The organism is Catellatospora sp. NPDC049609, from assembly GCF_040675365.1.
Lineage (GTDB): Bacteria > Actinomycetota > Actinomycetes > Mycobacteriales > Micromonosporaceae > Catellatospora.
This window is the reverse complement of sequence record NZ_JBFAOU010000209.1, coordinates 1-12,960: the sequence shown is the minus strand read 5'-3', so window position 1 is coordinate 12,960 and position 12,960 is coordinate 1. Positions and strand designations below refer to the sequence as shown.

The following is a 12,960-nucleotide window of genomic DNA, read 5'->3' as shown; positions in this document are numbered from 1 at the left end:
GGGGGTCAGTAGGTGCGGAAGGTGCGGATGGGCATGCGGGGGCCGTATTTGGGGGCGCCCAGGCCGGAGAGTTCGATGAGGTGGCAGACGCGGCCGCGGTGGCCGGTGAAGGGGGCCAGCAGTTCGAGCATGCGGGCGTCGGTGCCCCGGGGTTCGCCCGCGAGGGCGTAGCAGACGAAGTTGGGCAGGTGGAAGTCGCCGACGCTGACGGCGTCGGGGTCGCCGAAGACGACGGCGGCGGTCTCGGCGGCGGTCCACGGGCCGATGCCGCGGATGGTGAGCAGGTGGGCGGTGAGGCTGGCGCTGTCGGGGCGGCGTTCCAGCCGGGCGGCCTGGGCGGCGACCCGGCGCAGCGTGTCGGCGCGGCGCTGCTCCAGGCCCAGCGGGTGGTACTCGTAGTACGGCGTGGCCGCGACGACCTCCGGGTCCGGTGGCAGCCACAGCCGTTCGGCGGGGCCGGGGGCCTTGCTGCCGAGCTTGCGCACGATCGCGGAGTACGCGCGGTAGGCCTCGGTGCCGGTGACCTTCTGCTCGCACACCGCCCGCAGCAGCCGGGGGAAGGCCAGGCCGGTGGCGGGCAGGCGCAGCCCGGCGTGCTCGCGGGCGAGCCGGGCGACGAACGGGTGCGCCGTGGCCAGCTCGGCGAAGCCGGTGACGTCGTCGCGCAGCCCCGCGATCGCGTCGGCCCGCTCGGCCAGCCAGCCCGCGCCCTCGCCGTACGCCTCGACGTGCAGGTGGCCGCCCGCGGACCGCAGGGCGAGGCTGCCCGGACCCTGGGGGGTCCGGGCAGCCATCCAGTACACGCCGTCGATCCAGCGCGAGCAGGGGTCGTGCCGGCCGAGGCTGAGCTGCCCGAGCGTCGAGGCGATGTCGTATCGCTCGGGCAGCTCGTGTCGCTCGGTCACGGCATCGAATCTGCCACGCTCAGACGGCCAGCCACAGCGCGGGGGTCGTCGCCGGCTCCCAGCCGGTGAGCGAGGTGTGCGCCTGACGGCAGGTGTAGACCTTGCCGTTGTACGTGACGCGGGCGCCGACGGCGTAGCTGACGTTCGGTGCCCAGGCCGGGGTGTTGCCGGTGGGGCTGGCCGACGGGCTGGCCGACGGCGACGGGGGCCTGCTCGGTGAGGCGCTGGGCGACGCGCTCGGCGAGGTGCTGGGTGACGGCGAGGCGCTGGGCGACGCGCTGGGGGAGGCGGACGGCGACGGGACGGTGCCGCCGATCACCACGTCGGCGCAGGAGTAGAACGCCTCGGGGCTGTCCGAGCGTTGCCAGATCATGTAGATCAGGTGGCGTCCGGCGTGCCCGGCCGGGATGGTGCCGGTGAGGCTGTAGTAGCCGTCGGCGACCGCCGGGTTGGTGACGTTCAGGAACGGGCTGGCCTCGAGGTCGCTCCAGCGCAGCGGGGTGACCGGGTTGTAGCCCGGCCGGGTGATGTAGAGCTGCCAGTTGCCCAGGTGCGGGGCGGTGGCGCGGATGCGGAAGGTGTACGACCCGGACGCGGGCAGCGTGGTGGTCGGCCAGTCGCTGCGGCCCAGGTCGAGCCCGGCGTACTTGCTGCGCCCGGCGCTGCACAGCTTGCCGTCGGGGATGATGCTGCGGTGCTGCCCGGCGGCGTTGGCGATGTTCACCTCGTTCCAGTCGTAGAGCGGCTGGGTGCCGCCGAGGGCGACGACGGCCTGGCAGGCCGGGGTGTCCGGCGACTCCGGGCCCTGCAGGTAGCACTGGTAGACCCGGCTGGCGGGGGTGGTCATGGTGCCGTGGCTCGACGCGGTCCCGGTCAGGGCGATGACGGCGAGCGTGGGCACGACGGCCAGCAGGGTGGTGGCGATGGCAGCGCGGGAAGCGGCGCGCATGCGGTTCACCTCTCTAACGAAGTGTTCCGATAAGGAAACTTAACTAAGAGATGAACTTACGCCTCACGTCCACGCCGATCAATGACCCACAGACCCCTCGCCACCTGCCCACTCCCGCATTTCAGGCAAAGTTAAGGAACGCCTGACCCCATGACCGCGCGATCCCTCAGCCCCCGAGCCCTCTCATCCGGCCCGCGACCCGACCTCCCACCCACCGCCGCGCCGATCTCCGCGCCGATCTTGCGCGAACTGTGGGGCGACACGCCTAAATCGGGCATATCCCTAACAGTTCGCGCAACATCGACGCGATCTTGGCGGTGGTGGGGTGCGTCCTGCCAAGGAGATCGCAGGTTCGTGTCGGGAAGTGGAGTGGCACTGCACTTCTGGGCACGAAATCGCGATCATCGCCGCAGCCCAGCCCAGCCCAGCCCAGCCCAGCCCAGCCCAGCCCAGCCCAGCCCAGCCGCACGGGGCTGGCGCTCGTGGGTGGGCAGCGGGTCAGGCTGCGGTGCGGTGGGCGGCCAGGGCGAGGGCGCGGTGCAGGAGCTTGCCGTCGCCGAGCAGGTGGCGGAGCTTCTTCTCCAGGCCGGCGATGGGGACCAGGTTCTGCGGGGCGCGGGGGTCCTTGTAGGGCAGTGAGGCGAACCGCGGGATCGTCGCCGTGGACAGGTCGGCCAGCGCGACCGCCTGATGCTCGGGCACCTCCGCCGAGCACTCCACGCGCACCACGCCCGCCCACGGCGAGCTGCCGCCGTGCGGCAGGCGCAGGTACCAGGTGAGCCGCTCGTAGACGCCGGTGATCCGGAACAGCGGCGTGCGCTGCCCGGCCTGCAGCGCCGCGACCACGCCGATCAGGCGCTCGGGCAGGTACTGCTTCTGCTGGGTCTTGATGTAACCGAGGGTGCGCGGCAACGCGTCGCGGCTGCGCAGTGGGCCGTCCACGATGAGCAGGTCGCCGTCCTCGCGCAGCTGGCGGGAGACTTCGATCTCCAGCTCGGTCAGCGCTCCCTGCAGGCGGTTGGACAGGTCCTTCTCGTCGGCGTTGAGCACGGTCTCGGCGCGGTACCGGGCCGCCTGACCGGCGTCCACATCGGAGGGGCGCTCCGCCGCCGTGAACAGGGTGCGCTCCACCTTCACGCCGGTGACGGTGGCCCCGGTGGAGCGCTCGCAGCGCACCACGCCGGCGGCGTACGAGCTGGCCAGGCCGGGGCGGGTGGCGCCGTCGTGGTCCTCGATCCACAGCCGCGCGTCGGTGCGGCGTACGCCGTCGACGAGCAGCACCACGTCGGGTGCGCGCACGCCCGGTGGGGTGTCCAGGGGTCGCCAGGACGCCGAGGGCAGCTCGATCTCGGCGTCGAGCTTGGCGCTGCTCGCCTCGGCCGGTCCGCGGTCGGAGCCCTCGATGCTGGCTCCGAAGCCGGGATCCCAGGCGTCCACATGGAACTTCATGAGATCTTCTTACCAGCCCTCGTCTATCCGAGCCGCTCCACGCGGGCGGTGCGGGCGTCCTTGGTGATCTCGAAGCGCACCGGGATGCGCTCGGCCAGGGCCTGGACGTGCGTCACCACGCCCACCATCCGGTCGCCGGTGGCGGCCAGGTTCTCCAGCGTCGCGGCGACCGTGTCCAGGGTGGACGCGTCCAAAGTGCCGAAACCCTCGTCGAGCATGATGGACTCCAGGCTCGCCGTCGGCGACAGGCCGCCGAGCTGGTCGGCCAGCGCGAGCGCCAGCGCCAGCGACGCCTGGAACGTCTCGCCGCCCGACAGCGTCCGCACCGTACGCCGCAGCCCGGCGTCGTGGTGGTCCACCACGAAGAACTCGCGGTCCTCGTGGATCAGGTCGTACTGCCCGTTGGACAGCTCGCGCAGGATCGACGACGCGCCGTCGACCAGCGCGTCCAGCGCCTCCTGCAGCAGCCACGCCTCGAAGTTGTTGGCCCGCAGGTGGGTGGCCAGCGCCGTGGCCACCTGCCGGTCGGTCTCGATCACGGCCCGCTGCGCCCGCAGCGCCTCGGCCTGCGCGCGCCGCTCCAGCAGCGCGTCGCGGGCGGCGGCGGCCCGCTCGACGGCCACGGCGGCGGCGCGCTGGTGCTCGCCGGCGCCGGGGCGGGGCAGCTCGGCGGCGGTGAACAGGCCGTCGAGCCGATCCACCAGGGCTGCCGCGTGCTGGCGGGCCTCGGCGAGCCGGGCACGTTCGCCGTCGCGGGCGGCCTGCGCGGCACCGGCCTGCTCGCGTGCCCAGCGGTCCAGGGCGCGCCACGCGGCGGCCAGGTCGTCGCGGTCGGCCGGGGGCGGGGTCAGCGCGGCGACGCTGTCGCGGGCCGCGTCGAACGCCCGCCAGCCCGCGGCCAGCCGGTCCTGCGCCTGCTGCGCGCCGGACGCGGCGCGCCGCTGCTGCTCGCGGGCCGTCCGCAGCGCCGCCGTCGCCTCCGACAGCTCGCGCCGCAGCGCCTCGGAGATGGACAGCTGCTCGCGCAGCGCCGGGACCGGCGCGGCACCGTCCAGCACCCGGGCGACCTCGGCGGCGCGGGCCGCGAGCTGCTCGCGCTGCGCGGTGGCCCGGGTGAGCCGCCGGTCGGCGTCGGCCACGCGCCGGTCCAGGTCCTCCCGGCCGGTACGCGTCTGCGCCAGCGCCTTCTCGGCCTGCTCCACGACCTTCTTCGCCGCGGTCATCGCGGGCTGGTCCGGCATCGCCGGGACGGTCCTCACCGGCTGGGTGCAGACCGGGCAGTCGTGGCCCGCCTGCAGATCCCGCCGCAGCCAGGCGGCCCGGTCGGCGGTCTGCGCCGCCAGCAGCGCCTGCTGCGCCTCGGCCAGCGCGGTCTCGGCCCGCCGCTCGCGGGTCAGCGCGGTCTGCTGCGCGCCGAGCGCGGACTCGTGCTGCTGCTCGGCCTGCGTCGCGGCGGCGTCCAGCTCGGACAGCTGCGAGCCCAGCCGCGCCGACTCGGCATGCGCCTCCAGCAGGCTGCGCAGCACCGTCGGGTCGGCGGCGGCGTCGAGCTGTGCGCGCACCTTCTCCTCGGACTCCTCGGCGGTGCCCACCGCGATCGCGGCGTCCTGCGCGGCGGCGGCGGCCGACCGGGCCGCCTCGGCCAGGGTCGCCACCCCGGCCGGCGCGGCGACCGCGGTCAGCACGCGCAGCCGCTGCTCGGCGGCGGACGCGTCGGCGGCCACCTGCTCGGCCCGCCGTTGCGCGTCGACCAGCTCCGGCAGCGCCGCGTCCACGTCGGCGGCCAGCGTCCGGACCCGCTCCACGCGGCGCTCGGCGGCCTCGATCGCCTCGTCGGAGGCGGCCGCGGTCAGCTCCGCCAGCACCGGCTCGGTCGCGGCCAGCTTGCCGTTGGCCTCGGTGACCAGGGCCGTGGCCCGCTCGCGGATCTTCTCGTACACGTCCAGGCCGAGCAGCCGGACCAGGATCTCCTGCCGCTCGGCGGGCCGGGCGTGCAGGAACGCGGCGAACTCGCCCTGCGGCAGCACCACGCACTTGACGAACTGGTCGTACGGCAGGCCCACCACGTCCGCGACGGCGTGGTCCAGCTCGCTGGGCGTGCCCGCCAGCGCCTCGCCCAGCTCCTCCAGCAGCTCGTCACCGTCCAGCACGGACGCGTCGAAGCCCGGGGTGAGCGCCTGCAGGCCCGCGGCCCGGGTCGCCACGCGGCCCTTGCCGTCGCGGCGGACCACGCGCGTGGCCGCGTACCGGGTGCCCCCGGCCTCGAAGATCAGCCGCACCGCCGCCTCGGAGGCCGACGGGGCCAGCGCGTGCGCGACGCTGCGGCCGCCGCCCCAGCGCGGCGCGGTGCCGTAGAGCGCGAAGCAGATCGCGTCCAGCAGGGTCGACTTGCCCGAGCCGGTCGGCCCGACCAGGGCGAAGAAGTCGCAGTCGGTGAGGTCGACCGTGGTCGGCTCCCGGAACACGGTGAAGCCGCGCAGATCCAGTCGCAGGGGACGCACTAGCCGGACACCTCCTGGTAGAGCCGCTCGAACAGCGTCTTGGTCGCGGCGTCGTCATGCCCGCGATGGGTCAGGTAGTCGCCGAACAGCTCCGGCGCACTTCTGCCGGTGCGCTGCGGGCGCGCGGCGCGGGTCGCCGCGTCCGGCAGCACCGACGGGTCCACCCGGATCTCCAGCGCCCGGGGGTAGAGCTCCTGCACCTGCTCGCGCAGCCCGGCCCGGGGCGGCTCGCCGACGTACACCCGCAGCCAGGCGTCGTCGGCGTTGTTCGCCTCCGCCTGCGCGGCCAGGTCGTCCAGCGTGCCGCGCAGCGTACGCAGCGGCGTCGCGGCCGGCAGGTGCACCGTACGCGCCTGCGCCGAGGTCTGCGCGGTCACCTCGACCATGGTCACGCTCGGCCGGTTCTCCTCCTCGCCGAAGTCCACCGCGATCGGGGAGCCGCTGTAGCGCACCGGGCACGCGCCCGGCAGCAGCTGCGCCCGGTGCAGGTGGCCCAGCGCCACGTAGTGCGCGTTGCTCGGGAACACCGACGACGGCACCGCGTAGCCCAGGATGCAGTGCGCGTCGCGCTCGCCGCCGCCCATCGTGCCGCCGACCACGGTCAGGTGCGCGGTGACCAGGTTGACCGTGCCCGGATCGGTGAACGCCTCCGCCGCCAGCCGCGACATCAGCCGCGCCAGGTGGTCGGCGTACGTCGCCTGCGCCTCCGCCTCGGTCAGCTCGAACATCTCCAGCGCGCGCACGGCGTACCGCTGGGACAGGAACGGCAGCGCGACGCAGCTCCACCGCTCGCCGCCGCGGGTGGTGCCGGTGACGATGTGATCGGCCGGGTGCTCGCTGACCCGGCCGCGCAGGATGATCCCGGCCGCATCGGCCCAGGTGCGCAGCGCGTCCAGGGCCGCGCCGTTGTCGTGGTTGCCCGCGATCGCGAGCACCTCGGCGCCGGTGGCGCGCAGCGCGCTCAGCGCCCGGGTCACCACCTTGGTCGCCTCCGGCGACGGCGCCGCGACGTCGAACAGGTCACCGGCGACGATGACCAGGTCGGGCTGCTCGGCCTTGGCGACCTGGACCACCGCGTGCAGCGCCGCGATCTGCTCGCCGATCCGGGAGCGGCCCTTGAGCACCTTGCCGACATGCCAGTCGGAGGTGTGCAGGATGCGCATCGGGGGATCCTCCGGGTCCTTATCGCGGGTCGTACGTGCTGGCGGGGGGCGTGCCGGTCGCCGTCGCGAGTCGCGGTTCGCCGGGGCCTGCGGGGCTCACGTCGGGTCGCTCCTCTGCTGTCACGGACGGCGGTCTGCCGCTGCGGGTCGGTGCGGGCTAGAAGGGGATGTCGTCGTCGGGGATGCCGTTGCGGGCGCCGGAGCCCACCACGGCGAACGGGTCGGCGGCGCTGACCAGGCTCGCCAGCGTCGCGCGTGGCGCGGGGCCCGCCTCGCCGGGCCGGGTCGCCCAGGCCGGGAACGGGAACTCCACGGCCAGCGGCACCGGGATCTCCGGCTGGCCCACGAACATGGTGCCCGGCTTGGCCAGCAGCACCCGCTGGCGCTGCGCGGGCGGGAGGAAGCCGTACTCCGGGCGGCCGGCCTCGGCCGGGTCCAGCCGGCCCACCACCCGGATCGCCGAGTTGGCCACGATGCGCCGCTCCACCTCGGACGCGGTCTGCTGCGCGCCGATCAGCACCACGCCCAGCGAGCGGCCGCGCTCGGCGATGTCGAGCAGCACGTCCTTGATCGGGCTGGACCCGTCGCGGGGGGCGTACTTGTTCAGCTCGTCGAGCACCACGAACAGCAGCGGCTTGGCCGTGCCCGCCTTCTCCTTGCGCTCGAACTCGGTCTTCAGCGTCACGCCGACCACGAAGCGCTGCGCCCGGTCCGGCAGGTTGTGCAGGTCGACCACGGTGACCTGGGCGCTCTCCGCGGTGGAGATGCTGTGCGCGCGGCGCTCGGCGAGGTCGCCGCGGATCAGCCGGGCCAGGTCCCGCTTGCTGTTGATCAGCCGCCGGGCGAACGCGTTGATGGTGCCCACGCCGACCGAGCTGCCCGCCCAGATGCCGCGGGTGTCCTCGTCGTTGAGCTGCTCCACCAGGTGGTCGACGAGCTGCTCGTAGCTGTTGATCCGGAACCCGTCCAGGGTGATGCCGCCGTCGCTGGGCACCGCGTTCTTGGCCAGCTGCGCGGTCACCGAGTGCACCACCATCGTGTACTGCTGGCGCTCGTCGTCGGCGTCGGCGAACACGTACGGCAGCAGCCGGTCGGTGCAGAACTGCGCCAGCGTCCAGTAGAACGGGTCCACGCCGGTGAGCCGGCTGGCCACGTCCGGGCTGCCCGTCGGATCCCCCGCCCGCGCCGGGGCGAACACGCTGACCTGCGGGAACGGCGCGGCCTCCAGGCCGAGCTTGTGGTACTGCGCGCGGGTGCGCTCGTCGAGGCGCGTGTTCTGGTGGTCGAGGAACAGCAGGTCCTCGCCCTTCACGTTGAAGATCAGCGCCTTGGTGTTGACCGCGTCGCCGCCGAACACCCCCGACCGGAACACCGAATACAGCAGGAACGTCGCGAAGCTGGTCTTCGTCGCCACGCCGGAGATGCCCGAGATGGACACGTGCGCGCCGCGGCTGCCGTCGAGGAAGTCGGCGTTGAGGTAGACGGGCATGCCGTCGCGGCCGGTGCCGATCGGCAGGCGGCGCTGCATGCGGTCGAACGACAGCGCGCCGTCGCGCGCCGCGCCCTCGGCCCGGAACGCCACCGCGCCCGGCAGCGGCGGCACGTACACCTCCGGATCGACCCGGGTGACCGTGACCTCGGCCGCCTCCTGCACCTGTGCGGGCAGCATGCCGTCGGCGATGGCGAACACGTCGGAGTCGAAGCTCGCCCCCTCGTGGCGCGCCCGCACGCTGGTCACCACCCCGGCGATGGTGACCACACCGAGGTCGGGCAGCGTCCGCTGGGTCACCACCACGTCGTCGAGCTGCAGGTACGACCCTTCGGCGACCGCGACCCAGAAGGTCAGCGGACTCGCGTCCTCGGTGCCCAGCACCCGCCCGACCGGTGTTCCCGGCTGCTCCTCGCTCACCCGCACGACCCTAGCGGCCACCGGCGACAAAGCCAGCCTTCCGCGCCCCTCCCCGTGACAATCGCCGCTCCCCATGTCGCCACCCCGACACCCGCCCGGCCACGCGATGATCACCACCCCGGTCCAAAACCAAGCCGTTACCCCACTTCCCGACCCGAACCCGCGACCAAGCCCCCTCAGCGGCGCGGGCTGGTCCGGCGAAGATCGCTGTCTGCGGTCGAAAAGTGTGGTCGGGCCGCAGTTTTCGACACGAAGTGGCGATCTTGGCGCCCCGCCCGGCAGCGGCGCCCCGCGCCGAGCCGCACCCCCGCGCCGACCTGGGCCGATCTGCGCTGACCCGCGCCGCCTCGCGCCGACCGTGCCCGCCCCGTCAGCGGGGGACTGTGCCGGAGGCGATGAGGGCGCCGGTGGGGAGGGCGAGGCGGCCGGCGGGGGTGCGGTGGTCGGCGGTGAGCCGCTCGTAGTGCGCCCGCGCCTCGGCCACGCCCTCCGGCGGCAGCGTGACCAGCACCTTCCCCAGCGACCCCATGCCGCTGGCGGGAGCGGCCCACCAGTCGTCCGGGTCGGCCTCATGGGTCCAGGCCAGCTCCTGGCAGCCCAGGTCGACCAGCCCGACCCGCTCCATCAGCCCGCGCAGCCCGTCCGGCGTACGCGAGAAGTTGACCTCCGCCGCGACGCGCGGCAGCGGCTGCTGCGGTGCGGGCAGGCCGAGCGCGTCGGACACGTCGCCCCACAGCCGCTGCAGCAGCGGCAGCGGGTACGGCCAGACCGTGAACGCGATCCGCCCACCCGGCCGGGTGACCCGCCGCAGCTCGGCCAGCGCCGCCGGCGGGTCGCCCACGTGGTTGAGCACGAAGTTCGCGGTGACCGCGTCGAACGCGCCGTCGCCGAGGTCGAGCCGGGGCAGCACACCGTGCCGCACGTCGGCGGCGGGCGCGTTGCGCCGGGCCGCGTCGAGCATGCTCTCCTCGGGGTCGACCGCGGTGACGGCCGCGCCCCGCGCGCAGGCCAGCGCCGCGACGGTGCCCGGCCCGGTGCCGACGTCGAGCACCCGGTGACCCGCCCCGACCCCGGCCGCGTCCAGCAGCGCCGGCGCCGGGTACGCGCACATCAGCGCGAAGCTGCGCGCGTAGGTAGCCGCCCGTCCCCGCCAGGCCCGCCGCTCGTACTCGTCGAACTCCGTCACCCGCGCACCTCCCGTATGCCGAAGGGCGAGGATAACGTCACGCGGCCGGGCGGATGACCGCCTGCCAGGGCCCGGTGACGACCTCCGGCGTCACCGTCACGGTGACCGTCTCACCCTGCTGGGGCCTGCTGAAGCCGGGTATCCGGGCCCAGTTCCGGGGCTCGCCGGGCTCCCACTGCCACGTCTTCACCGCCGCCCCGTAGTCCCACCAGTCGGCCCCGTCGACCTCGACCCCGTTGACCGACACGCGCAGCGTGCCCGGCGTCACCGACTGCATGACGAGGTCGTACCGGCCGCGCCAGACGATCGTGGTGGACACCGGCCGCAGCGGGTCGGCCGGATCGCTGTGCAGCCACCGTACGGCCGGATCCGGGTTCGCGGTCTGCCGGCCGTACTCGCCGGGGTCGAGGTCGAGCGGCCACAGCCGGGAGGGCGGGGAGGGCATCGGGTAGGCCTCGGTGGCCAGGCGCACCCCGATCGCCAGCCCGTACACCGCGTCCCACGGCGCGGGGGCGAACCGGTCCGCGCCGTCCGGGTCCTGGCCGAGGCTCTCGCCGTGGCCGTGCAGGCTGAAGACGGCGGGCCTGCCGACCTGGAGTCCGGTCTCGGCCCACATCCGCTCGTTCGCGAGGCGCGCGCCGAAGCTGTGGCCGCAGCCGCCGCTCATGATGCCGTCGCCGTCGACCTCGACCAGTGCGCTGACGCCGCTCACCGACCCGGTGCGGCACCGCACGAAGAGCCGGATGTCCAACGTGGTCGGCGTCCAGCGCAGCCGGACCGTCGGATTGCCCGGCTCGGACACCGCCGCGGCGACGATGCGGGTCCCGTCCAGGTGCCGGCCGAACTCGGCGAGCGCACGGTCGGAGGTGGCCGTGTCGGCCGGCCCCGCCTGGCGCGCCGGGATCGCGGCGTACCCGGCGACCAGCAGCGCGGCCACCGCGGCGAAGGTGCCCACGACGCCGGCCCGGCGCCGGCGGCGCAGCGTGATCCGGCCCCGCAGCGCGCCCAGCCGCAGGTGCTGGGCCAGGTCCGGCGGCGGCGTGGAGCGGTCGTCCAGCAGCTCTTTCAGGTCGATCATCGGTGGGCCCCCTCGTACACGAGCGACTCGTCCAGCCGTAGCCGGGCCAGCGCCTTGGCGGCCTGGCTCTTCACGGTGCCGACCGACACCCCCATCGCGTCGGCGATCTGCGCCTCGCTCAGGTCCTCGAAGTACCGCAGCACCAGCACGGCCCGCTGCCGGCGAGGCAGCCGGCCCAGCGCCCGCCAGACCTCGTCGCGCGCGTCCACGGCGCGGTGCGGCTCGCCGGCCGACCGCTCAGGCAGGTGCTCCGTCGGCAGCTCGGCGTGCCAGCGCCGCCGCCACCAGGTCGCGTACGTGTTGACGAGGATGCGCCGCACGTACGGCTCCGGGTCGGCCTCGATGCGCCGCCACGCGTCCCACGCCTTGACCAGGCTGGTCTGCAGGAGGTCCTCGGCGAGCGCCCAGTCCCGGGTGAGCAGGTAGGCGGTGCGGAGCAGCCGTGGCGAGCGCGTCGTCACGAAGTCCGCGAAGGTGTCGGCGTGCGCCACCGGTCCTCCAGGGTGTCGGTCCCCGGTACTACCACCCGGCGGCCGCGGTCGGTTGCCCGCGGCGCGGCATCGGCCCGACGCCACGGCGGCACAGCCGGCGGCCGGATCGGCAACCGGCACCTCGGCCCGCTTGCCCGACAAGGAACCGGCGGCACAGCCTGCGGCCGAATCAGCGCCCGGGGCCTCGGCCCACCTGACCGATCAGCAACCGGCGGCTCGGCCTCGGCCCGATCAGGAACCGGCGGGCGCGGCGGAGTGCCGGCGGAGGTGGCGGGTGAGCAGGAAGCCCTCGTCGGCGACGAGCGCGTGCACGGTTCGCATCGGCCGCGGTGGATGCGGTGCGCCCGCCGTGATGCGCCCCGCGCCCGCCCCGGCCAGCAGCGGCGACAGCGTCAGGCACAGCTCGTCGACCAGGTCCTCCGCCCCGAGCGAGCCCAGCAGCAGCGGCCCGCCCTCGCACAGCAGCTGCCCCAGCCCCAGGCCGTGCAGCAGCCGCAGGCCCCCCGCCAGGTCGGCCACCTCGGCCACGTCCGCGACCTTCTCCAGCGCCTGCCGGGCCGCCGCGGGCGCGGCGGGCCCGGTCAGGATCAGCGGCCGCACCGGGGCGCCGGCCAGCGCGGGCGCGGCCGGATCGAGCCGCAGCGTCCCCGAAACCACCACCAGCCGGGGGTACGCTGGCAGCCCGTGCTCCTGCCGCCAGGCACGCCGCGCGGGGTCCAGGGTGAGCGGCCGGTAGCGCTCGTCGCGCAGCGTGCCCGCGCCGACGAGCAGCCCGTCGCACAGCATGCGCAGCAGCCGGAACACCCGCTTGTCGGCGGCCCCGGACAGCCCGGCCGACAGCCCGTCGACCGCCACCGCACCGTCCAACCCGGACACGAAGTTGACCCGCAGCCACGGCTGCTCGCCGCGCGGGTAGAGCGCGACCAGGTCCTCGTCACTCAGCGCGGCCAGCTCCGCGACGACCGGTTTTGACGGGCCCGCGTCGGCCGCCCGGCGGCCGCTGGCTGCCCCTCCGGGCAGGACTGCCGAGTTACCCGTGAAGCGGTCGGGTAGGGCTGCCTGGGCAGGCGTGGAGCGGTCGGGCAGGGCTGTCGGGCCAGGCGTGGACCGGCCGGGTAGGGCTGTCGGGCCAGGCGTGGACCGGCCGGGCAGGGCTGTCGGGCCAGGCGTGGAGCGGTCGGGTAGGGCTGCCGGGCGACGCGTGGCGCGGCTGGGCGGCGGCAAGTCGCCCGCGCGTGCCCACCACCGAGCCCGTCATCGCGGACCGGCTGATGCTGGTCAGCATGCTCACCGTCGGGGACTACGCCATCGAGCTGTCCGAGACCGTCA

The 12,960-nt window shown here is 74.8% G+C and carries 10 protein-coding genes; all 10 read right to left on the bottom strand.

What is annotated here, in order from left to right; genetic code table 11:
• Positions 1-5: 5 nt before the first annotated feature.
• The gene (locus AB0J67_RS34855) at positions 6-905 is read right to left on the bottom strand and encodes a DNA-3-methyladenine glycosylase 2 family protein (protein WP_363488955.1); all 900 of its coding nucleotides are present in this window, start codon (positions 903-905) and stop codon (positions 6-8) included.
• 19 nt (positions 906-924) lie between these two features.
• Positions 925-1,854, bottom strand: a complete 930-nt coding sequence (locus AB0J67_RS34850) for a lytic polysaccharide monooxygenase (RefSeq protein ID WP_363488953.1) — start codon at positions 1,852-1,854, stop codon at positions 925-927.
• A 498-nt stretch (positions 1,855-2,352) separates the two neighbouring features.
• On the bottom strand, positions 2,353-3,303 hold the full coding sequence (locus tag AB0J67_RS34845) for a hypothetical protein (protein WP_363488951.1): 951 nt from the start codon (positions 3,301-3,303) through the stop codon (positions 2,353-2,355).
• 23 nt (positions 3,304-3,326) lie between these two features.
• Complete coding sequence (locus AB0J67_RS34840; protein WP_363488949.1) at positions 3,327-5,804, bottom strand: SMC family ATPase; 2,478 nt, start codon at positions 5,802-5,804, stop codon at positions 3,327-3,329.
• Entirely contained in the window at positions 5,804-6,967 is a 1,164-nt protein-coding gene (locus AB0J67_RS34835; protein WP_363488947.1) for an exonuclease SbcCD subunit D, read from the bottom strand. Before AB0J67_RS34835 ends, AB0J67_RS34840 begins: the two co-directional genes overlap by 1 nt.
• A 157-nt stretch (positions 6,968-7,124) precedes the next feature.
• A complete protein-coding gene (locus AB0J67_RS34830; RefSeq protein ID WP_363488945.1) occupies positions 7,125-8,897 on the bottom strand; it encodes an ATP-binding protein in 1,773 nt (590 codons plus the stop codon).
• Positions 8,898-9,246: 349 nt separating this feature from the next.
• Positions 9,247-10,062, bottom strand: coding sequence for a class I SAM-dependent methyltransferase (locus AB0J67_RS34825; protein ID WP_363488943.1), 816 nt, complete (start codon positions 10,060-10,062; stop codon positions 9,247-9,249).
• Between the two features lie 37 nt (positions 10,063-10,099).
• On the bottom strand, positions 10,100-11,140 hold the full coding sequence (locus tag AB0J67_RS34820) for a hypothetical protein (protein WP_363488941.1): 1,041 nt from the start codon (positions 11,138-11,140) through the stop codon (positions 10,100-10,102).
• A complete protein-coding gene (locus AB0J67_RS34815) occupies positions 11,137-11,631 on the bottom strand; it encodes a SigE family RNA polymerase sigma factor (protein WP_363488939.1) in 495 nt (164 codons plus the stop codon). Before AB0J67_RS34815 ends, AB0J67_RS34820 begins: the two co-directional genes overlap by 4 nt.
• Positions 11,632-11,862: 231 nt before the next feature.
• A complete protein-coding gene (locus AB0J67_RS34810; RefSeq protein ID WP_363488957.1) occupies positions 11,863-12,582 on the bottom strand; it encodes a dihydrofolate reductase family protein in 720 nt (239 codons plus the stop codon).
• Positions 12,583-12,960 lie beyond the last annotated feature (378 nt).

Coding starts and splice junctions, on each gene's coding strand:
- AB0J67_RS34835 (WP_363488947.1), bottom strand. CDS start 6,967: ATGCGCATCCTGCACACCTCCGACTGGCATGTCGGCAAGGTGCTCAAG.
- AB0J67_RS34845 (WP_363488951.1), bottom strand. CDS start 3,303: ATGAAGTTCCATGTGGACGCCTGGGATCCCGGCTTCGGAGCCAGCATC.
- AB0J67_RS34850 (WP_363488953.1), bottom strand. CDS start 1,854: ATGCGCGCCGCTTCCCGCGCTGCCATCGCCACCACCCTGCTGGCCGTC.
- AB0J67_RS34820 (WP_363488941.1), bottom strand. CDS start 11,140: ATGATCGACCTGAAAGAGCTGCTGGACGACCGCTCCACGCCGCCGCCG.